Below are 22,050 nucleotides of genomic sequence, written 5' to 3'. Positions count from 1 at the left end.
TGTTCCTCCTAAAAAATTAACTGCCAAAACAATATAATCACTTTCAATGATACAAATCCCACCAGTGCAATAATTACAGATATAAACGCACAGTTTATGAAACAGCCAACTAAGACGCTTGTTTCTTCTAACCAGTCTTTCATTACTGTTCCTCCAATAACTCGCTATTCTCGTATATATTTCCGATGACTTCATACGTGTATTCTTCAAACAGCTCTGTGTTAAAAATTCGATACTCTAAATCTTCATCAACAGTGGCACACACTAATCCCGAATGTCCTATTGAATTTTTGACAATACAAACTTTATTATCTAAGTAATCGAATCCATTTCGCATGCTGACTGATACTACATCCCCTTCAAATATCTCCACACCATTCTTATCTTTCATTCCTGTGGATTGCATGAGGTATTCAGGTAAGCATGAAAATCCTTTAATTTTAGCGTCCAATTCTTTCTTTTCGTTTATATAGACTTGCCCACTCCATATCACGATTTCATCGTTGAAACGCATAGTTTTATTGGGTTCATCCCACGGCTCGAAATCTCGTTATCATTCGCTGTCCTCCTAGTTCCTTGTCCAAAACATAAACCACACCAAATCTTCTTGTGTACCATTTACATAAAGATTCAATTCTGCTCCAACTGCAATCAAAATCCCAACAGTTAATAAAGTTATTCCTAACACTGTGCAGTCTTTTCCTCGCTTGTTTGTATGATTGATTAAATAAAAGCCGAAGATTGCTAGTGCTGCGCCCATCACACTCCAAAAAATTGTCATTCCAACCATTATTATTTCTCCTCCTCAATCTCACATGCCTGTTCAAACTGTCTAGTGATGTTTTCTAACGCTTTTTTGTACTCGATAATACTTTTTATCGTTCTTTCTTCACTTAACACGTAATCGCGTTGTATTGCCTTTAAACACGATGAGACAGTTTGAAAGTATCCGATATCTGCTCGTGATTCTTCTTTTGTTTCTGTGTAGCGGATGTTTCCTTCTTCGTCTCGTCTTACCTTCGATAAGACAATGTTTCTAGAATCACTGGTAATTCGATAATCTTCGATTCTCATGTCTAGCATTATTTCTCCTCCACATACCTAAACTGTCGTCCTTTTGAATCAATCCATAAGCTCCTAGCTCTATCCCAAATAATGTTTTTGCTTAATCCAGTAATTTCAGATAACTGTTCAGCAGTACCTGTTACTAGAATTCGATCACCATGCCAGATTGCGATTTTTCTCGGCGTTTTCCGTTTAGGCTTTTCAGTCCACATTGATTTACCGAGCTTTTGAACTTCTGCAACTATTTCTTTGTCTTCTTGCCAATTCTCAGAATGTGTCAGTTCGATGATTCGTTTCATTGTCGCTTTCTTATCCACGATCATTCCTCCAATCTACGAATTTCCCTTCTTAAGTTCTCTATGTGTAAATCGATTGCCTTCCTTGCCGTTTCATTGACCATCACTGCCTTTGTCCGCTCCAGATCGTCAATTTCACGCTGAATGCTTCGAATACGCATTTGAATCACTTCTTCTGTTGTCATGATGGACCACCTCGCTAAAAACGCTCTTCCTTGAACGTATTCCGATATTTTTTAGCTAATATCAACGGCACTTGATATTGATGACAGAACAACTTTGCCTTGATCTTAAAGTCTTTTGTCTGCATTCCTTTGACATCTACGACTTTGACAAGTTTGCCGTTTTTATAAAATGTGAAGTCGGGAATATACTCGATCTTGCGATACTTCTTTCCGTCTAGTTCAAATTTCGGCATCAGCTCAAATCGTTCCTGAAGTTTTACTTTCCAGCCGTTCGCTTCAGCTTGCCATAAGGCTAGATCGTAGTACTCTGCTTCTGCGATAGAATCGAACTTGATACCTCGATGGATAGTTTTTCGATTACGATATTTATTCATTCTCAAGAAGCGCCTCCTTCTTAGCCTGATAAGCAGCAAAGCGGGCTTCTAATTCTGCTTTTTTATCAGGATCTAGCGTCTTTTCTTCTTGAGGTTTGTTGACCCAATCAGGTAACTTTTCACGCCGTACATTGTTTTGACGTTTAGGAAGATAGTTTTGTTTTTTCTTGTTCTTAAAATCTTCTTGGGCTTTTTCTGCTGATTCCATTGTCTTAATTCCTTGATTACTCCATGAATTTAATATCGCTTCAACGTATTTTTTCAATCCTGGCATCTCAACGTTGTTTTCGAAAGCTAATTTAAAAGCAAAGAGAATCATATCTGCTCCCCAAGTTTTAATCATCGGTCCTAATGCTCCTTGCAAAAGTCCAGTAGGTGCTTTCCCCCAGTTTTTTTGGATGAACTCATACACGCCTATATCATCTTCTTTATTTGTCTTGTTTTGTTTTGTATTGTTTATATAAGCTGAAGGATTTACTGTAGAATCTACTGAAGGATTTACTTCCCTATTTACTTTCGGATTTACTTTACTATCTACTGGAATATTTCCAGTAGCGGAGTTTTCTACCGTATTATCTACTGTAGTTTTTACTGTAAAATTTCCAGTTAGATCAGAAAGAATATAAACTCCACCTTTTGTACGACCTCTCTTTTTATATTGAAGGAGTCCGTTTTGGATCAATTGATTACGATTGTTAATCAATGTTTTTTCAGACGTTTTAGTCATTGCTTGTAGCCTTGTATTGGCAATCGATAATTCGCTCTGCCATCCACTTTTGTTTGCTATAGCCATTAGCTTATACCAAAGCAGTTGGGGACCAGCGCCAAGCTCGTTATATTCAAGCCAATTGTCAAAAGCATTAAGCTGTCCGATGTAATCCAATTGTGTTCCTCCTTTCGTTTTGATGTTAAGAGGGAGATAACTCCCTCACTATTTGTTTAATGGTGGATTTGATGCATCGAATAATCCAGTTTGTACATCTTCTGCAACAGGTTCTGCCTCTTTTAGTTCTGGCTCAACTTCGGACAAAGTCGTTTCTTCAATCAAATTTTCGTTTTCATCTAATCGGAAAACTTTCTCATCTGAAGTAACTGCCGTTTGCATCTCTACTGACAAAATTCCCCATTTTGAAAGAAGGTTACGTAATACTGTCTTAATAGCCATTGCATCGTAATTATCTTTCCAAGCACCTGTTAATTTATCTTTGTCAAAGCCTTTGGCGTTCTTGATCCGATGGCTTTCAATTTCTTGTTTGGTCCAATAAACTGTTTTTTTGAATCCATTTAATAATTCGAAGAAACCTACATAACCGATGACTGTATCAGATTGTTTGGCTTTATAATCGAATTGAAATTCTTCTGTGAGAGGATTCCAGTCAATCAACTGACCTTCGTATATTTCTAAAGCATTTAGCGCTTTGTATTGACCAGATCGTTGTGCTAGCTGAATATAGCCCTTATACCCCAAGATAAATTGTGCTTCATTATGTGTAATCCATTCTTTTCCAACTTTTTCTTTTCTATTGAATGGAACAACATAGGCATATCCTAAATTTTTGTCGATGGGTAGATCCATAGTTGCTGCTTTTAGTGCGGAAGCAATAATGGTCATTGGTTCTGCTTTAGATAGATAGTTATCACCACCAACTAAAGTCATGAGCGATCCCATAAAAGAATCCGATTTTTCATGTAGAATATCAGTAAATTTTTTCTTCATTGCTGGCGTACTCATCAAAGCTTTAAAACCTAACTTTGATGGGTCAACCACTTGAGTATTTTGTTCAGTCAGTTGTTTTTTTAACGATTCATTTGTTGCCATTGTTTTTTTCCTCCTTCAGCGGTAATCCGCAAATCACACAATAATTCCATGATGGTTCTCGAAGTTCGCTTCTACACCGTGGGCATTTATTCATTATTTGATCTCCTTTTCGGTTAGTCTTCTTGATTCAGTAACGTTATAAATCTCTTCGTCATTTGCGATATCTGGATATTTCTCTGCTAGTTTCTTCGTGTTCATCCGTCTTGTACGAACAAGTTTCCAGCTGATAATGTTTCTTTGTGTGATACCGATACTGGCTTCACGTTTACCTAGCTCACTGATGATCTCGTTGTCCACTTGACGAATAGCCGATTCAATTTCTTTCTTGGTTCGCTTGAGTTCATTTTTCTGTTCAACTAGTTCATCGAAATGAATTGGTAACGTCGTTTGAACGTCTTCAACATCTGCATACTTCTCTTTCAAGAAATCAGCTGTCGCTTGACTACCATCAATAATTGGCTCGATACCTCCAAGAACGTTCGTTTCCCAAAACTCTACTAATTGTTCAGTGATTGTATCGATCAACTCTTGATCTCGTTCAATCCGCTTCCAGATAAATTTTTGACCACCGATTAAGACAGCGATGTAACAATAGTCTTTGTTTAGAACGTTCATGTAATGTTGAACTTGGCAGAGATAACTGAGTGGTACTTCTTCACCTTCCCACTCTTTGCCGAGAAATTGATTGGCTGTTTTGCATTCCAGAATGGCATTTTCTCCCATTACATCACGATCAATATTCGCTCTTAGAAACGGATGCAATGGATGTTCAAAGACTTGGTTTCTTCTGCGAACCTTTTTACCTGTCCGTTCTTGAAATTCTTTAGCAACAACTTCTTCTAAGATATTGCCCCAATAAGCTGGCTCGCTTGCTGTTTCTTCAAGTACAACTTGTCCTGTTTTTTCAAGCCATAATTGATAAGGTGATTTCCATTTGTTCAACCCTAAAATCGTTCCAACATCAGAGCCGCCAATACCTTTTTTACGGTCCTCAAGCCATTCTTGATGGCTCATTTCTAAAGTAGACTTACTCATCGTCTTCCTCCTCAAAATATGGTGTACCCCATTCTGGCGTAGTTAAATACTGATCTAATGCTTGTCCAAAATCGTTCATTGTTTTAGCCTTCCTTTCATGCTAAAATACAGATAAGATATTTTGTTATGTTGCCGATTAGCGATGGCCGTCGCTAGTCGGTCTTTTTTGTGGATGTTCTTTCATTGATTCGCGGACTAGATACGTTACCACTAATGTTCCAAATGAAATTGCAGCGAAACGCCAGTTCCAAGCTGAAAGAACGCTACCTATCAGCATCAGTAGCAGTCCTGCTCTGACGTTCATCCTAAAATTTGATTTCATACTTTTTTCCCCTTTCTAAAATTTGAAATTTCACTAGCTAAATCTTGGTTCATATAATTGTTTAAAAAACGGTTAACTTCAGCTTTGGGTATCCGTATCTCTCCAATCTTTAAGCAACCCAAGTACCCCATATCGATCAAAGCTTTTACGTTTTGTGGATTTGTTGTTATGGCCAATGCTGCTTCTGTAACTGAGTATGTTAATTTTTCAATGTTTCTTTTATTGTTGCGCTTCAAGACAACTTTTTTTGGAAAAATATTTTCCAATGTTTCCATTTCCATCATCCTTTCATATATCCTTGTGCTACCCAGTACGACAGCCGTTCCTCACTAAGCTTGCGAATATCGATTCCAAGTATTTCGCATAATGCACTTATTAGTGTGACTTCAACCATGATCTCGTCTAAAAATTCATAAGCATATGCAATGATTTGTTGACGATCATCAACAGTTAAGTAATTTACTTGTTTAAGAAGAATTTTTTCTACTTCTTGCTTCTTCTGTTTCCGCTCATCTGATTCAATCATTTGCAACTTGTCTAATGAAGATGGATCTCTTCTATAAACATCACCATCAATTGATTTGAATAGACCGAAAAACTCATGAATCACTTGAAGAGTAAAATCAGAATCTCTAAAATGATCCGTTAACGCCTGAGCATTTTCCAACGTCACGGGCTTCGTATTAAGCAATGTTGTCCAATCGCTTAATGACTGTTGAGAGACGTTGATTTGTCTTGCTATTTCCTTTTTGGTCTCACCACTCTTATTAATTACTTCGACTAACGATTCTCGAATAACACTTGATTTTTTTAACAGTTTAAACACCTCATATTCTTATTCGCCCGTATATCAATACGAGCAATTTTTTTATACTATTAATTTAAAGAATCAAACGAAAGCTGCTTCATCTAGTTCACATTCAAGCTCTTTTTGAACTTCTTCAACTAAACGATCAAGTTGATCATCTGTAGCACACTTGATGATGTGAACTAGTCTAGGTCTAACATCAAGTACGATGTTTATTTTTTCTTGTCGTGTCATTTGGCAATCCCCTCGTTTTTGTTTTTTGGCAACACTTCACTAAAAATAAAAAGCTTATCAAAATCTTTTTCAGAAAGTTCGAAAGCGTTGAGCAGTTTAGGAATCAATTCTCCGCCAATCCCACGATCTCCATTCAATATTCTATAGACCGTTGATGGAGCTACATCCATTCTTCTAGCCAATGAATATGGATCATCACCTTTTGATTGCATTAAGGAATTAAGTTCGTCTTGTTTAAGTAATGTTTTCATTTTTCACACCTCCATTGCCTTATAACAACACTATAATACTATTTTTGTCATTTGGCAACGCTTTTTGTTGCTAAATTGCAATTCTTTTTGCATTTGTTGCCAAAGGGCTATATCATTTATTTAAGAAAGGGGTTTTATCATGGAGTTTGGAGAAAAACTAAAAGAATTGAGAACCTCTAGAGGATTAGGAGTTAATCAGTTAGCATTAAAATCTGGAGTAAGCGCTTCTCAAATATCTAGATTTGAAAAAGGTGAACGAAAAGATCCAACTTTAGAAACTTTAAAAAAACTATCAGTTGCTTTAGGTGTGTCCATTTCCTACTTCGAAGAGAATTCACCCGTTAACGTGGAGCTTATCCCTGATTGGGCTAATGAGAATGATTTAATCGAGCTAGATAAATTATTAGAATCAAACGTGAACATGGCTTACGGTGGTGAAACTTTAACACCTGAAGAAATTCAGCGAGTAAAAGATATCCTTACAGCGACATTCTGGGATATAAAAAAAAGGAAGAAAAAGTAAAGTGAAGTGATTTGTATGGAGTTGGATGTAGTAAATCTAGTTGGAGATTTAAAGCGGAAATATCAATCCGCTAATCCTTTTATAATTTGTGAAAAAATGGGCATAAGCGTAGAATTTGTTCTTTTTCTAAATAACCCAAAAGGACAATTTCAGGAAATTTTAGACGAACCTATTATCTTTTTAAATGACAGTCTTAAGTACTCCGAAGAGCGTTTCTATATTTGCGCCCACGAACTTGGCCATGCCCTTTTTCACAAAGAACTATCTAGCTATTACGTCTCTACACGATTATCTAGGAGCAAATCAGAGAGTGAGGCAAATTGCTTTGCTGCTAATCTCATCGTTTCTCTTTACAAAGATGACACGGATCAATTTCCAAGAGAAGTTGATTTATTGACTAAACTATATGGACTTCCGAAAGATGCTTATAAATTTTTAATTTGAAATTTTTAATGTTTGAATAATTAAGTATTGAATTTTTTGACTTTGTGGGGAAAGTGATTACATAAATTCAAATACTTTTTGTTGGGAAGACTATCGCTCCCTGCCTTAGTGGGAGCAATACTATTAGGAGGTTTCATCATGGAAATGGAAAAATTTCAAGATAGCTTGAAACAATTAGGTAAAAGAGTGGTTGAATTAAAAGATAGTATTGGTACAGAAGAAGCAACAAAAACCTCATTAATTATGCCCTTCTTTGTTGCACTTGGTTATGACTTGTTTAATCCTACAGAGTTTGTACCAGAGTTTACTGCTGATGTAGGTATAAAGAAAGGCGAAAAAGTTGATTATGCAATTGTTCTTGACGGGCAACCAACTATACTTATAGAAGCAAAATCGATCAATGAAAAGTTAACAAAACATGATTCTCAACTATTTAGATATTTTGGAACCACTACTTCTAAATTTGGTATATTGACGAACGGCGAGGAATACAAGTTCTTTACTGATTTAGACGAACCAAATAAAATGGATCTTACTCCTTTTTTAACTATTAATATTACAAAAATTAAAGACAGCCAACTTCCAGAGTTAGCAAAATTTCATAAAGACAATTTCGACGTAGACAAGATTACAAGTTCTGCAGCAGAACTTAAATACTTAAATTCATTAAAGGCTTACCTGTCTTCTGAGCTAAACGAACCAACGGAAAATTTTGTCAAATATCTTCTTGGCGAAATTTATGACGGAATGAAAACAAAGCAAACTATTGAAAAATTTAAACCAATTATAAAAAAAGGATTAAACCAATTTATCGCTGAAAAAGTTAATGATAAATTAAGCGCTGCTTTGAAAACATCGGTTACTGTTGAGGATACAGAAACTAAATCAGATTCTGATACAACAGATGAAACTGATAGTGAAATTGTTACCACTCCTGAAGAATTAGAGGCCTATACTATTTGTAAAGTTGTTTTAGTAGATACTATTCCTTTAGACCGATTATTCTATCGAGACAACAGAAGTTACTTCAATATATTATTAGATGACAATATCAGAAAATGGATTCTAAGAGTTCGTTTCAATACAAATGGAATGAAAATTGAATTAAACGATGATAATCATACAGTTTATGAGTTGAAAGAGCCTATAGACATTTATAGCTATTCAAAACAAATTACTGATATAGTTCAAAAATTTCTATAGACTTTTGTTTGAAAAAAAATGACTGAATTATTACATTGAAGATCAGCCTTCGGGCTTTTCTTTTTATTAATGGCGACTATCACTGCCTGCCTTTAAATGGGAGTAAATCATTTAATTTTTGGAGGAAAAAATGGTGAAGAAAAAAGTTACAGGGGAAGATGGAAAAACTTACGTAATGAAGGAGAAAAAACCTTTTTATAAAAGAGTTTGGTTTTGGATTCTTGTGGTTCTGGTTGTATTCATCGTTGGTGGTGCATTAAGTGGTGGAGATGATAATACTGTTAAAAGCCAAACCGAGTCATCCACATCGGAAAATATCTCCGATACTGAATATTCTAGTTTAAGCGAATCACAATACTCATCAACTTCTACATCAGTTACATTAGAAGAAAGTAGCAATCCATCCATTTCTTCTGATTCATCAGTGGAATCATCAACTTCTAACGATGTATCGCTTGAATCTTCAAATGCACTTCAAGCTGCTAAAGACTATTTAGATTATTCTGCTTTTTCTCAGCAGGGACTTTATGATCAATTGATATATGAAAAGTACCCCGCTGATGCAGCTCAATATGCTATTGATAATGTTAACGCTGATTGGAACGAGAATGCACTTCAAGCTGCTAAAGACTATTTAGATTATTCTGCTTTTTCTAAAGATGGTCTTTATGACCAATTGGTATATGAAAAATATACGCCCGAGCAAGCACAATATGCTATCGATAACTTACCTAATTAATAAAAATTATCTTTAAAAGATTAATTTATTAGAATATAAAAAGATCAGCCTTCGGGCTTTTCTTTTTAAACACAAAAGAACGTAAGTTCGTACGCTTCTATTAAAAATACGGATTTTACATCTATTCCCTCTCTATATGTACCAAAAAAATTTAATTATCGTACTAATGACATAGCACTATGAAAGGACTGATTTTATGCGTGGCGGTGTGAGAAAACGCGGGAAACGTTGGTATTATTATTTTGAAGACATCAATGATGATGGCTCAAGAAAAAAAGTGGAAAAAGTTGGTGGAGATACTAGAGCAGATGCAGAAGCTACTTTACGAAAAATTTTATCAGATATTGACGAAACAGGACAATATTTTTTAGGTACAGATACTCGAGTAAAACAATACCTTGATTTTTGGATGGAGGAATACGTTAAACTAAATCTAAAATACAATACCTATGAAAACTACCGATTTACCATCAAAAATCATATAGATGGTTATTTAGGAAAGAAAAAACTTACGGATCTCTCCCCTGCTCTTTTGCAAAATTTCATCAATGATGAATTTAAAAAGGGTTACTCGAAGAAAACAATGACTATTACTCACTCTGTCCTTAAGAATGCGCTGAATATGGCGGTTTATCCTTGGGGGTTAATCAAGCAAAATCCTATGCTGTATGTAAAGATACCAAAATACGAAGAACGACCAACGACTAAAAAAGATCTAAAAATCATTTCTCTTGATGACTTTGATCATATGCTAGAAATTACTCCTGAAGGACATCCTTTCTATATTCCTTTGAATATTGGATTTTATACGGGAATGCGCGTTGGCGAAGTTTGTGGTCTGACGTGGGATGATGTCGATTTTTCAAATGGAACAATTACTGTAGAGAAACAAATGGTAAAGAATGACGGCGCATGGGTATATGGTACGCCAAAGACAAGCAGTTCCAATCGAACGATTTTTATTGGACAAACCTTGCTAGCAATTCTGAAAAAACATAAGAAACAACAATTAGAAAATCGAATGAAGTATGGAAAGCTCTACATTGATTCAAATGCAGTATGTACGAAGGAAGACGGTGAGCTAGTTACGCCAAGTGTAGTGAAATGGAATACTAGGAGGATATCGAATGCACTCTCCCTCTCTTTTAACTTCCATTCTCTCAGACATACTCATGCTACACTTCTTCTCGAAAATGGCGCAAAAATGAAAGAAATCTCTGAACGATTGGGCCACAGCAGAATTTCAATTACGATGGATACTTACTCGCATGTAACAGATAAGATGAGAAATGAAACGGTCGATATCATGGAAAATCTGAGAAAGAATTCGTAAGTTTTGCCACCGAAAAAAAACCACCGGTGGCAAACCGGTGGCAAATCCATGTAAACATGGTTTATTTTTTACACTGTTTTCAAACAAACCTTGCTATTTCTTCGGTTCGTCCTCATCCATTTTCAGAACGGCCATGAAGGCTTCTTGCGGAACTTCGACTGAGCCGATTTGTTTCATCCGCTTCTTCCCTTCTTTTTGTTTCTCTAAGAGTTTACGTTTACGAGAAACATCTCCACCATAACATTTAGCCAAGACGTTTTTACGCAAGGCTTTGATGTCTGAACGGGCAACGATTTTTTGTCCAATAGCTGCTTGGATTGGCACCTCAAATTGTTGGCGTGGGATTAGTTTTTTCAGTTTTTCAACGATTGCTTTTCCACGTTCATAGGCAAAGTCTCGGTGAACGATAAAGCTTAATGCATCGACTTTTTCTCCATTCAGCAAGATATCCATCTTCACTAACTTGCTTTTTTGATAACCAGACATTTCATAATCCAATGAGGCATAGCCTTTCGTGCTTGATTTCAATTTGTCGAAAAAGTCAAAGACAATTTCAGAAAGCGGAATATTATAGACGACATTTACTCGGTAATCATCTAAATAATCCATCGTAATGAATTCTCCCCGTTTTCGTTGAGAAAGTTCCATTACTGCACCGACAAAATCATTTGGGACCATGATCTGTGCTTTGACGAATGGTTCTTCTACATCCTGGATCGTTACAGGTTCAGGAAAATCTGCCGGGTTATCTACTGTAGCAGTCGTACCATCCGTTTTATTAACATGGTAAATAACGGATGGTGCAGTCGTGATCAATTCTAGATTGAATTCCCGTTCCAAGCGTTCTTGGACGACATCCATATGAAGAAGTCCGAGGAATCCACAGCGGAACCCAAAACCTAATGCTTGAGAGGTTTCTGGTTCGAATTGTAAAGCAGCATCATTCAATTGCAGTTTTTCTAAAGCTTCCCGCAAATCGTTGTAACGAGAAGTATCAATTGGATAAAGACCACAATAAACCATCGGATTCATTTTTCGGTAACCTGGTAAAGCTTCAGCGGCAGGATTGTCTGCTAACGTTACTGTATCCCCTACTCGTGTATCTTGGACAGTTTTGATACTTGCTGTGATATAACCGACATCACCGACCATCAAAAAGTCTCTAGCAACTGCTTTTGGCGAGAAGACCCCGACCTCTGTAACATCAAATGTTTTTCCATTACTCATCAGTTTGATTTTGTCTCCGGGTTTGACCATACCGTCCGTGATTCGGACATTTAGAACAACGCCGCGGTAACTATCATAAATAGAGTCAAAGATCAAAGCTTTTAGCGGTGCATCTAAGTCTCCACTTGGTGCAGGAACATATTCCACGATCTGCTCGAGAATATCTTCAATCCCAATCCCTGATTTGGCACTAGCTAATACAGCTTCACTAGCATCAATTCCGATTACGTCTTCGATTTCTTGACGGACACGTTCGGGATCTGCTGCGGGTAGGTCGATTTTATTGATGACTGGCAGGATCTCCAAATCATTGTCTAAGGCTAAATAAACATTGGCCAATGTTTGGGCTTCGATTCCTTGTGCTGCATCGACCACTAAAACGGCACCCTCACAGGCAGCAAGGCTTCGAGAGACTTCATAGGTGAAGTCGACGTGCCCTGGGGTGTCAATCAAGTGAAAGATATATGTTTCTCCATTTTTCGCTGTGTAATTGAGTTCTACAGCATTTAATTTAATCGTGATTCCACGTTCACGTTCCAAATCCATCGAGTCTAACAGCTGATCTTGCATTTCGCGAGACGTCACAGTGTGCGTCATTTCTAAAATACGATCGGCCAATGTAGATTTCCCATGGTCGATATGAGCGATGATCGAAAAATTACGAATCTGCTCTTGGCGTTCTTTCATTTTCTTTATATCCATAGCGTCTCCTCTTTTCATATAATCAGCACTTTCCATTATACCAACGAAAAGCAGTAATTTAAAGAGTTTTTAATTAGTCAGCTATAGAAGTTTTTTTTGTAGAATTTTGCTATACTGTTATCAAGCTAATAAATGGAGATGAAAAAATGGATCAAAAAGATTTTAGAGAAAATCTTGAATTAAAACCGGTCACTCAAGAACATATCGATCAATTCAATGAATTGCTTTCCTATGTGTTCCAAGTGACTGAAGCAGATATCGAGGAAAGCGGGTTTGAGAATAAACGAGCTTTTATACGTTCCAAAAAACCGATTTTGGAAGTATCGAAAGTGTTCGGATGGTTCCACGAAAATAAACTGATCTCTCAAATCGCTATCTATCCTTGTGAAGTCAATATTCACGGTGCACGTTATAAAATGGGTGGTGTGACTGGAGTTGGAACTTATCCAGAATATGCTAACCATGGATTGATGCAAGATCTAATTATCGTTGCATTGGATAATATGCGCAAGAATAAGCAATGGATCTCTTATTTGTATCCTTACAGTATCCCCTACTATCGGCGTAAAGGATGGGAAATCATGTCTGATAAACTTTCCTTTAAAATCAGAGATACACAGCTACCTAAACAAATCCCAGTAAGTGGTATGGTTGAGCGATTACCAGTTGATAATCCAGACGTATTTTCCGTTTATGACAAATTTGCCCAACAAAACCATGGTGCTTTATTCCGCAGTGATTTTCATTGGGAAGAGTATTGGCGTTTCGAAAATGAAGATGAGCGCACAGCCGCTGTCTACTACGATAGCAACCATGAACCAAGAGGTGTTCTATTCTACTGGGTAGCTGAAGAAATATTTCACGTAAAAGAAATGTTCTATCTTGATCAAGAAGCTCGAAATGGCTTATGGAACTTTATTTCCGCACATTTTTCCATGATCTACTGGGTACATGGAGATATTTATAAAAATGAGCCTTTAGCATTTTTGATTGAAGATAGTCAGATCAAAGAGCAGATCGAACCATATTTTATGGCTCGGATCGTTGATGTAAAAGAATTCCTTCAACGGTTTCCGTTTGTTGGAACAGCTGATGCTTTTCATTTCATCATTGAAGATCCTGTCGCTCCTTGGAATAATGGCGTCTTTGCTTTAACATGGGATGAACAGGGAAAAGTCCGTGTCTTGAATGAACCTATAGGAAACCCTGTTCGATTGAATATCCAAACATTGACTTGCTTGATGATGAATTATCGACGTGCTTCTTATTTGGCAAGAATCGAACGGTTAGAAACAGATGAAGAAACACTGAAGTCACTAGAGCGTATCATTCCAAACATGGAAGCTTACTTTAGCGATTATTTTTGATAAAAAGGATGATGTTTAGATGAAAATTTATTTTGCCGCACCAATGTTTACTAAAAGTGATTTGTTATATAACCAACAGTTAGTTAAAGAAATCAGAGAGCTCTCTTCTGAGCTTTCGATCTATCTTCCTCAAGAAAATGAAGCAATCAATGACAAAACTGCTTATGCAGACAGTCGAATGATTGCTCTTGCTGACACAGAAAAAGTGTTGGCTAGTGATTTAATGATTGCTTTACTAGATGGGCTGACGATCGATGCCGGGGTAGCATCGGAAATCGGTGTGGCTTATGCGAAAGGCATCCCAGTGATCGGCTTATATACTGATACTCGACAGCAAGGCGGAACCCACCCGAAAAAAATCGCTGCACTACAAGAAACAGCTGAAAATCAATTTCACTACCTGAACTTATATACAATAGGTCTGATCAAATTGAACGGAAAAGTGGTTTCTTCAGAAACTGAGTTGCTTTCAGAAGTAAAAAGATTTTTAGATGGAGGGACTTTCAGTGATTAAAGAAATCAAAAAGGTGCAAATAGCTTTACTTGCTTTTGGCATATTCGTTGTCTGCTATAATTTTTATGAATTTATCACACAAAAATATTCGACTTCTCAAGGAATCACATTTATCGTGGAATCTTTATTAGGGATTGCATTGATTTTCATGCCACAAGTCATTTTGAAAGTTTTCAAACTTAAAATACCAGCAGCAATCGTTTTGTTTTACTGGTTTTTCTTGTTCATCTCTGTCTTTTTAGGCACAGGGATGCATTTGATCAGTATCATCTCTTTTTGGGACAAAATTTTACACGCTGTGAGTCCAATGGTCCTGACAGCTCTTGGCTATGGATTGATTGGTTACTTGATGAAAGATGCTGAGATATCAAAAACCAGTCCTTGGTTGTTCCTCTTATTCGGCTTTGCGTTTGCTGGACTTTGCGGCGTGTTTTGGGAGTTCTGGGAATTCTTATGTGACCAATTCTTAGGCATGAATCTTCAACGCTTTGCTGCTTCTGACGGCACACTGTTTGTCGGACGAGCAGCATTGATGGATACGATGGGCGACTTGCTGACAAATACGATAGGTGCTGCCTTGATGGGATTGTTTGCTTGGTCTCAAAGTAAAAAAGATGAGCGTTATTTTGAAAGTTATAAATTAGAAAAAGTAAAAAATATTAAATAAAAGAGATTGTGGCAGAAGCGGGCAGCTTCAAGGAATTTCGACTTATTTTTTGAAGAAGCTACTTCTGGAATTTATTCGGAAAAAGGGGGTGTGACACTAGTTGTGTCACACCCCCTTTTTCTTTCATAGTCTCAATTTGAAGATTAGACGATTTCTTCTAGTTCTTCTGTTTTGAAATGAAGTTGTCCATCAAGTAAAGTAATCGTTACTTTTGATTTAGGCATAACATGCCCTGCAACGATTTCTTTAGCTAGTGGTGTTTCTACTTCCTTAGTGATAAATCGTTTCAGTGGTCTTGCACCATATGCTGGTTCATAAGCATTTTCAGCGATCCACGTTTTGGCTTCATCACTGATCGTCAACAGGATTTCTTGATGTTCCAGACGTTGTGCCAATTGTGCCACCATTTTGTCAACGATACCTTTCACGTTGTCTAGGCTCAATGGTGTAAATAAAATCGTGTCGTCGATTCGGTTCAAGAATTCTGGTTTGAAGTTTCCACGTAATAGCATGTTGACTTGTTCAGCCACTGCTTCTGGAATCGTTCCATCAGCAGTCACGCCTTCCAGCAGTAACTGTGAACCGATATTGCTGGTCATGATCAGAACCGTATTTTTGAAATCTACTACTCGCCCTTTTGAATCAGTCAAGCGTCCGTCATCTAGGACTTGTAACAAGATATTGAAGACATCGGGATGCGCTTTTTCGATTTCATCCAACAAGACGATTGTATAAGGATTTCGTCTGACAGCTTCCGTTAATTGACCACCTTCTTCGTAACCTACATAGCCTGGAGGAGCTCCGACTAGACGAGACACAGCATGTTTTTCCATATATTCACTCATATCGATCCGTACCATATTATCTTCTGAGTCAAACAAGTTCTCAGCTAACGCTTTCGCTAATTCGGTTTTTCCGACACCAGTTGGTCCTAGGAAAAGGAAAGAACCTAGAGGACGATTTGGGTCTTGCAATCCAGCACGTGAACGAATCACCGCGTCACTGACCGCATCAACTGCTTCATCTTGACCAATCACTCGTTTATGAAGTGTTTCATTCAATTTAATCAGTTTTTCTCGTTCACCTTCTACAAGTTTCGTTACGGGGATACCCGTTAATCTGCCAACGACTTGAGCAATCTCATTTTCGGTAACGGACTCTTGAACCATCTTAATCTCGCTGTCTTTTGCTTTAGCTTCTAATTCCTTCAATTCTTTTTCTAATTGAGGTATCGTACCATGACGCAACACAGCAGCGCGTTCTAAATCATAGTTATTTTCTGCATCTTCTAATTCGTGTTTTGCTTTATCGATTTCAGCACGTTTTGCTGAAACAGAATTGACTTCTTCTTTTTCTGTTTCCCACTGCATCTTCATCGCATTTGCTTCTTCACGAAGTTCAGCTAATTCTTCTTGCAAATTTTTCAAGCGTTTTTTACTTGCATCATCTGATTCTTTTTTCAGTGCAGCTTCTTCGATTTCCAACTGCATCAAACGTCTAGTAACTTGATCTAATTCCGTTGGCATAGAGTTCATTTCTACCCGAATCGTTGCACTGGCTTCATCGATCAAATCGATTGCTTTGTCCGGTAAGAACCGATCAGTAATATAACGGTCAGATAAAGTAGCTGCTGCTACTAATGCGTTGTCATGGATGTTAACACCATGGTGGATCTCAAAACGTTCTTTTAATCCACGCAGAATACTGATCGTATCTTCCACTGTTGGTTCTTTGACTAATACCTTTTGAAAGCGACGTTCCAACGCTTTGTCTTTTTCCATATATTGACGGTACTCATCTAAAGTTGTGGCACCGATCAAATGTAATTCACCGCGAGCAAGCATTGGTTTCAACAGATTTCCGGCATCCATACTTCCTTCTGTTTTTCCTGCCCCTACGATATTGTGGATTTCATCGATGAACAAAAGGATACGTCCATCACTTTTTTTGACTTCTTTCAAGACTGCTTTTAGTCTTTCTTCAAATTCACCACGGAATTTTGCTCCAGCGATCAATGCACCCATATCTAATGAAAAAATCGTTTTATCTTTTAAATTTTCAGGCACATCTTTGCGTACGATACGTTGAGCAAGCCCTTCAACGATTGCCGTTTTCCCTACACCGGGTTCTCCTATCAGAACAGGATTATTTTTTGTTTTTCGTGAAAGAATACGGATGACATCACGGATTTCTTCATCACGACCGATGATTGGATCCATTTTTCCGCTTTTGACTTGCTGTACTAAATCAACGCCGTATTTTTCTAATGCTTTGTATTGTTCTTCTTGGTTTGGTGAGGTCACTCTTTCTCCTCCTCTCATCTCTTCGATGTTTTTACGTAATTCTTTTTCAGATAATCCGTTTTTATTCAAATAAACAGTTAACGGATAATTTTTTAATTTCATCAACGCTAAAATAACGACTTCCGTTGAAAGAAACTCGTCGCCGAAGCTTTCACGTATTTGGTCTGCTTCATTCAATAATCGAAAGAAATTCTGGCTGAGGTTTTGTCCATATTGGACGTTTCCACCAGAAACAACTGGATACTCATCCAGTAGACGATCAATTTCATGTTCAAAAGATTCGACATCCAATCCGGCATCCGTATAGAAATTTCGACCAAAATGATTAGGTTGTAAAAAGATTTTCCATACATGGGCAATGTCGATATCTTGGTGTTTTCGAGTGACCGCAATCTGTTGAGCTTCAGCAATCGCTTCTTGAAGCGTCGTAGTCATTTTCTCAATATTCATACAGGTATACCCTCCTAATTAAAGGTAAGATCACTTATTTCTTTGATCTTTACAAAAACTATTATATCGCTTTGGTCAATTTTGGTCAAAATATACACATATTTTTTTGACTTTTTTTCTCGTCTTATATAAATCTTAAAAAAACAAAATTGATTGTATGTATACAAAAAAAGGGCCAAACAAACGTAAAATTATCTTATCCATTATATCTATTTGGCAAGCGTTCTTTTTCAATAAAAGAATAACATTTCAGCTGTTTGGATCTTTTTTCATTGATTATTTATGTTAAATATTTGCTTTTCATAACTATTTTTTTACCACTGTGTTTCTTCCATACGATCTTCTAATTCTCGAATTGCGTGAGACAATTCGTCTATTTCTTCTTTTATTTCGTCAAGTGTCATCCCACTCGCACTATATCCTTTATAGTAGGCAGTCATATAGTCTGTGTCTTCTAGTCTCTGCAGCCGATTTCTGAGATTTCCTAAAAGTTCAAGATCAAATTCATCATATAGTTCGTTCGTGTTCATTTCTGTCCCTCCTTGTTAGGCTAATGCATTCGGACTTGGAAGCTGAGGCTCTTTTCCTTCTCGAGCTAATACCCAATCGTCATTGTCCCACATTTCCGTTTGTCGGCGTCCGTGAAAATAATCCCATCTTGAGTCGATTTCCATCTCAATGAGCTTTCCTTTGGCTCCTAGTGTGACCCAGTTGTAGCTTCCATTTCGATGAGCAAATTTGATCCATTGAACAGGTAATGTTTGTTCAACGCTGTTTTCGTCCATAAAGCTACGTTTTTGCTGTTCTATGCGCATAAATGTCAACCCTTTCGCATAAGTTGGAACGAGCTTATGAAATATCTTTTCAGCTAAAGATTTGGCCTGTTCGATTGATAACAATTTTCCTTCGGGTGTTTCGGACAGATTCTTAAAACTGACTAAATGATTATCTTCCATGACTTCAATGATTCTTGGTCCATTATAAAGATAGATTCCTTGGTTTTGATAACGGATGATGATGACTTTCTTTTTGTTTCTTTGTTCTATTAATTCATTGACTAATTCATAATTAGTGGGAATTTCTTCTAGTCCCTTTAGTACGTTTGATGTGTTTTTCATGAGGATCGCCCTTCTATTCTTCTTGTGCCAATTTTCCTAACAGATACTCAAATGTTCCTTGCTCATCAGCTGTCAATTTTGATAGAAATTTCTTCTGAGCATTTTCTACAGATTCTACTACTTGAGCGTGAAGTTCTTGTCCTTTTTTTGTTAATTCTAAAAGAAAACTTCTTCGATCTTGTGTACTTTTTTCTTTTGTCACTAACCCCATCTTCGTCAACTTCTGTATTGTTCTGGTGACATTGCTTCCATCCAATCCGGTCAATTTGATTAATTCTTCTTGTTTCAATTGGTGATAATCATGGATTTTCACAATAAAGTAATAATTCGTTGAATTTAATTTGAGCGGAGCTAGTGCTTGGTCTAATTCTTTTTGATAAGTTCGGGTCAATTTGGCTAACCACTTCAAATTGCTTTCGCCTTTGTTTTCCATTCTTCTCCTCCTTTTAGTTGACAAACTATTCTCGCAAGGCATATAATTGCGTGCGCAAGCATATTCTAAAACAAATAATTGAACTTGTCAATTTGTAGGATGCTCAAAAAGATTTTTAGGAGGAAAAAAGATGAGTCAAACAAAAAAAGATGGATATTAATAGCAATCTATCTTGCTACATTTATGACTGCAGTCGAAACCACGATCGTCATCACAGCTGCTAATGCTATTGCTAATAGTTTTGGTCGTGAAATTCCGATTGCCTTACTGTTTTCTAGTTACTTATTTTCCAGTGCATTGTCAACACCTGTATTCAGCCGTCTGGCGGATCAGTATGGAAAGAAACCGATTTTTATAATTGGATTGCTCTTGTTTATGACAGGTACTTTTCTTTGCGGTATTTCCCAATCATTTTTTATTCTGGTATTTTTTAGGATGGTTCAAGGAATAGGTGCGGGAGGAATCGTGCCCATTACTTTCTCTCTGATTGGTAATTTATTTGATTATGAATCTCGTGGAAGAATAATGGGATTGAATAATTCAGCATGGGGGATTGCTTCGTTAGCTGCTCCTCTTTTAGGTGGGCTATTGGTCGAAAACTTTAGTTGGCACTGGGTGTTTTTTATAAACATTCCTGTTGGCTTAATAACGATTTTGATCTTACTTTTATTCTATGATGAAGAAAAACGTCCGTCTGTCTCTTTTTCTTATCAAGAACTGGGACAATATCTCTTTCTGATTACAGTTTTATTTCTTTTACTAGTTGGTATCCAGATAATACCAGATCATTTTATACTTGGTGGTGGCGTCTTCCTTTTTGGCATCCTTGTTTCTTTCATTTTGCTTTCCTATGAAAATAAAGTAAAGGAACCAGTCTTACCTGTCGAAACATTGAGATCATCTGACTTTCTTTTGTTCAACCTCGTTACTTTTCTCATGAATGGAGCAATGATGGGGTTTCAGGTATATCTTCCGTTATGGATGCAGACGCAACTTTCTTTATCACCTAGCCCTGGTGGTTTAGCGCTTTTACCTTCCTCTATCTTTTTTATTACTGGATCGATGATTGCTGTGCCATTAGGAAAACATTTTGGAACGAAACGTTTATTAACCTTTTGTATGGGGGTGAATGGTTTAGTTTTTCTTATTTTAGGATTTCTACCGCAAATGACTCCTTATTTCGTTTTCCTTATCTTAGCCTCTTTTTCAGGATTTGGTACTGGCACAAAGGTTACTACAAGTGTCTTGTCTGCACAAGCTTTAGCTACAGAAAAAAATATCAGTACGGTATCTGGTTTCATCACCCTTTGCAGAAATCTAGGTCAAAGCTTCATGATCACTTTTTTTGGTATCGTATTCCAATTGTTTGGTAAAAGTACTTTTTCAATTGATGGTTATCAGGGAGTATTTTTTTCTGCTTTGTTTGTTGTTCTATTAAGCACCTTAATGGTTCTTTTAAAAAAAGACAGTCAAGAATAAATGCATTGGTAGAGTTGCTTCAAGAAAAAATGTTTTACATGTTCAAGTGACATAGCTTCCTAATGTTTTTCTTTTATTAAAAAAGGGTAGATCTTATAAAAGACCTACCCTTGATTTTCTTTATTCTCTTTTTTTACTTCTATTATTTCTTCTTTGATCACTCTTCGCCGTTCAGCAATCACATACACAAATCCATAGAGAAATGGCAAGATAAAGGAACTGAAACGATACAGTAAAAGCGAAGAAACTGCGTCAACTGTTCCAACAACTGGTCTGAATAATAACAAATAGACAAATTCAAAGGAACCAATACCAGCAGGCGTAGGAATAACCCCTGAAAGCACTACTGCAAAGCTGATAAACGAAATGGTCAGTAGAAAATCTATTTTAGGATGGTTTTCAATCAGAATCAAATAGGGAAGTACATACCAAAATACAAGTTTTAACATATTCCATAGATAAATCCGCAATAGCGCAGTCCTGTCTTGGATAATGGTTTGGACCGTTTCCCTTAAAGAGTAGATCTGCTGATTGCATGTATCCACCCATTTTCGCAAACGCTCACTCTTAAATAACTTATTCGATAAGCTGACAAAAAATATTTGGACATTCAAGCTGACGGACATCGCCAATAAAAAGGCAACAATCACGATCGTCAAAAGGATACCAGCGATGATAAACCAGATCATTGACGGACCATTAGAATAAAAAAGAGAGAATTGGATGACCAAGCCAGCTAATGCATAAGTGATCACTGCCAGTTTGTACATAATCATATGGAGTGCTGTCACCCCTGCTCCCTGGGATAGCTTCATTCCTTTTTTGTTATAAAAATAAATCTCCGAGATCAGCGTTCCTGTACCAAATGAAACGATTCGGTAAAACGCAATATAGCTAGAGGTCAAGAACCCATCTTTCGTTGTAAAATTCGGCGCGAAAGGTTCAGCAATTTCTTTGATTGAGCGCCCTTCAGCGATTTGGTAAACTGTCCCTAATATAACAGCGGCTGCCAAAACAACAACACTGGTAGACAGCAATTCGGCAAAGATATCTGCAAATGATTGATTGATTAAATAATAAATAATGGCAAAAATCACAATCAGCAAAAGCAGATTCAGAATGATTTTAGTTTTCGTTCCTTTAGACGACATCTCCTGCT

At 37.0% G+C, this 22,050-nt stretch carries 30 protein-coding genes; 9 read left to right on the top strand and 21 right to left on the bottom strand.

The window, feature by feature from the left end; all coding sequences use genetic code 11:
* Positions 1 to 8 precede the first annotated feature (8 nt).
* The 15 genes from DIZ30_RS13870 to DIZ30_RS12345 all read right to left on the bottom strand — a co-directional run bounded on the left by DIZ30_RS13870 (position 9) and on the right by DIZ30_RS12345 (position 6,389).
* Positions 9 to 143, bottom strand: coding sequence for a hypothetical protein (locus DIZ30_RS13870; protein WP_267896188.1), 135 nt, complete (start codon positions 141 to 143; stop codon positions 9 to 11).
* Complete coding sequence (locus DIZ30_RS12405) at positions 143 to 514, bottom strand: YopX family protein (RefSeq protein ID WP_109023245.1); 372 nt, start codon at positions 512 to 514, stop codon at positions 143 to 145. Before DIZ30_RS12405 ends, DIZ30_RS13870 begins: the two co-directional genes overlap by 1 nt.
* Positions 515 to 568: 54 nt before the next feature.
* Positions 569 to 790 (bottom strand): phosphocarrier protein HPr domain protein, encoded by a 222-nt coding sequence (locus DIZ30_RS12400; RefSeq protein ID WP_109023244.1) that lies wholly within the window; start codon positions 788 to 790, stop codon positions 569 to 571.
* Between the two features lie 2 nt (positions 791 to 792).
* Complete coding sequence (locus DIZ30_RS12395; RefSeq protein WP_002329411.1) at positions 793 to 1,083, bottom strand: hypothetical protein; 291 nt, start codon at positions 1,081 to 1,083, stop codon at positions 793 to 795.
* A complete protein-coding gene (locus tag DIZ30_RS12390; protein WP_199914202.1) occupies positions 1,083 to 1,382 on the bottom strand; it encodes a hypothetical protein in 300 nt (99 codons plus the stop codon). Before DIZ30_RS12390 ends, DIZ30_RS12395 begins: the two co-directional genes overlap by 1 nt.
* A gap of 2 nt (positions 1,383 to 1,384) precedes the next feature.
* Positions 1,385 to 1,546, bottom strand: coding sequence for a hypothetical protein (locus tag DIZ30_RS12385; RefSeq protein ID WP_002301517.1), 162 nt, complete (start codon positions 1,544 to 1,546; stop codon positions 1,385 to 1,387).
* A 14-nt stretch (positions 1,547 to 1,560) separates the two neighbouring features.
* On the bottom strand, positions 1,561 to 1,920 hold the full coding sequence (locus tag DIZ30_RS12380) for a DUF1064 domain-containing protein (RefSeq protein WP_002324927.1): 360 nt from the start codon (positions 1,918 to 1,920) through the stop codon (positions 1,561 to 1,563).
* A complete protein-coding gene (locus tag DIZ30_RS12375; protein ID WP_109023242.1) occupies positions 1,913 to 2,803 on the bottom strand; it encodes a DnaD domain protein in 891 nt (296 codons plus the stop codon). The genes DIZ30_RS12380 and DIZ30_RS12375 overlap by 8 nt, the downstream gene beginning before the upstream one ends.
* A gap of 48 nt (positions 2,804 to 2,851) precedes the next feature.
* Positions 2,852 to 3,739: a recombinase RecT gene (locus tag DIZ30_RS12370; protein WP_029485966.1), complete on the bottom strand. Its 888-nt coding sequence runs from the start codon at positions 3,737 to 3,739 to the stop codon at positions 2,852 to 2,854.
* A gap of 93 nt (positions 3,740 to 3,832) precedes the next feature.
* Complete coding sequence (locus tag DIZ30_RS12365) at positions 3,833 to 4,774, bottom strand: YqaJ viral recombinase family protein (RefSeq protein ID WP_109023241.1); 942 nt, start codon at positions 4,772 to 4,774, stop codon at positions 3,833 to 3,835.
* A 136-nt stretch (positions 4,775 to 4,910) separates the two neighbouring features.
* Entirely contained in the window at positions 4,911 to 5,096 is a 186-nt protein-coding gene (locus DIZ30_RS12360) for a hypothetical protein (protein ID WP_025481325.1), read from the bottom strand.
* Positions 5,093 to 5,380 carry a DNA-binding protein gene (locus DIZ30_RS12355; protein ID WP_173284484.1) on the bottom strand — a complete coding sequence of 96 codons (288 nt, stop codon included), beginning with the start codon at positions 5,378 to 5,380 and terminating at the stop codon, positions 5,093 to 5,095. Before DIZ30_RS12355 ends, DIZ30_RS12360 begins: the two co-directional genes overlap by 4 nt.
* The gene (locus DIZ30_RS12350) at positions 5,377 to 5,922 is read right to left on the bottom strand and encodes a hypothetical protein (RefSeq protein ID WP_002309080.1); all 546 of its coding nucleotides are present in this window, start codon (positions 5,920 to 5,922) and stop codon (positions 5,377 to 5,379) included. The genes DIZ30_RS12355 and DIZ30_RS12350 overlap by 4 nt, the downstream gene beginning before the upstream one ends.
* A 63-nt stretch (positions 5,923 to 5,985) precedes the next feature.
* Positions 5,986 to 6,138 carry a hypothetical protein gene (locus DIZ30_RS13565; protein ID WP_192829088.1) on the bottom strand — a complete coding sequence of 51 codons (153 nt, stop codon included), beginning with the start codon at positions 6,136 to 6,138 and terminating at the stop codon, positions 5,986 to 5,988.
* Positions 6,135 to 6,389, bottom strand: coding sequence for a helix-turn-helix transcriptional regulator (locus tag DIZ30_RS12345; protein ID WP_047928284.1), 255 nt, complete (start codon positions 6,387 to 6,389; stop codon positions 6,135 to 6,137). Before DIZ30_RS12345 ends, DIZ30_RS13565 begins: the two co-directional genes overlap by 4 nt.
* Before the next feature lie 139 nt (positions 6,390 to 6,528).
* On the opposite strand from DIZ30_RS12345, the gene DIZ30_RS12340 reads away from it, so the two are divergent.
* The 5 genes from DIZ30_RS12340 to DIZ30_RS12320 all read left to right on the top strand — a co-directional run bounded on the left by DIZ30_RS12340 (position 6,529) and on the right by DIZ30_RS12320 (position 10,631).
* Positions 6,529 to 6,912, top strand: a complete 384-nt coding sequence (locus tag DIZ30_RS12340; protein WP_002344310.1) for a helix-turn-helix domain-containing protein — start codon at positions 6,529 to 6,531, stop codon at positions 6,910 to 6,912.
* Between the two features lie 15 nt (positions 6,913 to 6,927).
* Complete coding sequence (locus DIZ30_RS12335; RefSeq protein WP_002344311.1) at positions 6,928 to 7,356, top strand: ImmA/IrrE family metallo-endopeptidase; 429 nt, start codon at positions 6,928 to 6,930, stop codon at positions 7,354 to 7,356.
* A gap of 138 nt (positions 7,357 to 7,494) precedes the next feature.
* The gene (locus DIZ30_RS12330; RefSeq protein ID WP_002330122.1) at positions 7,495 to 8,559 is read left to right on the top strand and encodes a type I restriction endonuclease; all 1,065 of its coding nucleotides are present in this window, start codon (positions 7,495 to 7,497) and stop codon (positions 8,557 to 8,559) included.
* Positions 8,560 to 8,689: 130 nt separating this feature from the next.
* Positions 8,690 to 9,298, top strand: coding sequence for an Ltp family lipoprotein (locus DIZ30_RS12325; RefSeq protein WP_053002656.1), 609 nt, complete (start codon positions 8,690 to 8,692; stop codon positions 9,296 to 9,298).
* Between the two features lie 196 nt (positions 9,299 to 9,494).
* Positions 9,495 to 10,631 carry a site-specific integrase gene (locus tag DIZ30_RS12320; protein WP_109023240.1) on the top strand — a complete coding sequence of 379 codons (1,137 nt, stop codon included), beginning with the start codon at positions 9,495 to 9,497 and terminating at the stop codon, positions 10,629 to 10,631.
* A 93-nt stretch (positions 10,632 to 10,724) separates the two neighbouring features.
* On the opposite strand, the gene lepA is transcribed toward DIZ30_RS12320, so the two are convergent.
* Positions 10,725 to 12,560: a translation elongation factor 4 gene (gene lepA / locus DIZ30_RS12315; protein WP_002288355.1), complete on the bottom strand. Its 1,836-nt coding sequence runs from the start codon at positions 12,558 to 12,560 to the stop codon at positions 10,725 to 10,727.
* Positions 12,561 to 12,706: 146 nt separating this feature from the next.
* Between lepA and eis the strand changes: the two genes are divergently transcribed.
* The 3 genes from eis to DIZ30_RS12300 are packed head-to-tail and all read left to right on the top strand — an operon-like array spanning position 12,707 to position 15,108.
* Positions 12,707 to 13,927, top strand: a complete 1,221-nt coding sequence (gene eis, locus DIZ30_RS12310; RefSeq protein ID WP_002324028.1) for an enhanced intracellular survival protein Eis — start codon at positions 12,707 to 12,709, stop codon at positions 13,925 to 13,927.
* Positions 13,928 to 13,946: 19 nt separating this feature from the next.
* Positions 13,947 to 14,441 carry a nucleoside 2-deoxyribosyltransferase gene (locus tag DIZ30_RS12305; RefSeq protein WP_002324027.1) on the top strand — a complete coding sequence of 165 codons (495 nt, stop codon included), beginning with the start codon at positions 13,947 to 13,949 and terminating at the stop codon, positions 14,439 to 14,441.
* Positions 14,419 to 15,108: a hypothetical protein gene (locus DIZ30_RS12300; RefSeq protein ID WP_199914201.1), complete on the top strand. Its 690-nt coding sequence runs from the start codon at positions 14,419 to 14,421 to the stop codon at positions 15,106 to 15,108. Before DIZ30_RS12305 ends, DIZ30_RS12300 begins: the two co-directional genes overlap by 23 nt.
* 143 nt (positions 15,109 to 15,251) lie before the next feature.
* On the opposite strand, the gene clpB is transcribed toward DIZ30_RS12300, so the two are convergent.
* From clpB to DIZ30_RS12280, 4 genes are all read right to left on the bottom strand, one after another.
* Entirely contained in the window at positions 15,252 to 17,861 is a 2,610-nt protein-coding gene (clpB, locus tag DIZ30_RS12295; RefSeq protein WP_109023238.1) for an ATP-dependent chaperone ClpB, read from the bottom strand.
* A 314-nt stretch (positions 17,862 to 18,175) separates the two neighbouring features.
* The gene (locus DIZ30_RS12290) at positions 18,176 to 18,391 is read right to left on the bottom strand and encodes a hypothetical protein (RefSeq protein WP_002319148.1); all 216 of its coding nucleotides are present in this window, start codon (positions 18,389 to 18,391) and stop codon (positions 18,176 to 18,178) included.
* Between the two features lie 15 nt (positions 18,392 to 18,406).
* Positions 18,407 to 18,979 carry a YcdB/YcdC domain-containing protein gene (locus tag DIZ30_RS12285; RefSeq protein ID WP_109023237.1) on the bottom strand — a complete coding sequence of 191 codons (573 nt, stop codon included), beginning with the start codon at positions 18,977 to 18,979 and terminating at the stop codon, positions 18,407 to 18,409.
* A 13-nt stretch (positions 18,980 to 18,992) separates the two neighbouring features.
* Positions 18,993 to 19,412 (bottom strand): MarR family winged helix-turn-helix transcriptional regulator, encoded by a 420-nt coding sequence (locus DIZ30_RS12280; protein WP_002319145.1) that lies wholly within the window; start codon positions 19,410 to 19,412, stop codon positions 18,993 to 18,995.
* A gap of 183 nt (positions 19,413 to 19,595) precedes the next feature.
* Between DIZ30_RS12280 and DIZ30_RS12275 the strand changes: the two genes are divergently transcribed.
* On the top strand, positions 19,596 to 20,891 hold the full coding sequence (locus tag DIZ30_RS12275; RefSeq protein WP_234414817.1) for an MFS transporter: 1,296 nt from the start codon (positions 19,596 to 19,598) through the stop codon (positions 20,889 to 20,891).
* A gap of 104 nt (positions 20,892 to 20,995) precedes the next feature.
* Here DIZ30_RS12275 and DIZ30_RS12270 read toward each other — a convergent pair whose 3' ends face one another.
* Positions 20,996 to 22,042, bottom strand: a complete 1,047-nt coding sequence (locus DIZ30_RS12270; protein ID WP_002288347.1) for a lysylphosphatidylglycerol synthase transmembrane domain-containing protein — start codon at positions 22,040 to 22,042, stop codon at positions 20,996 to 20,998.
* Between the last annotated feature and the right edge of the window lie 8 nt (positions 22,043 to 22,050).

It is taken from the genome of Enterococcus sp. H57, from assembly GCF_003112495.1.
GTDB lineage: Bacteria > Bacillota > Bacilli > Lactobacillales > Enterococcaceae > Enterococcus_B > Enterococcus_B faecium.
This window is presented reverse-complemented; position numbering and strand designations above follow the sequence as displayed.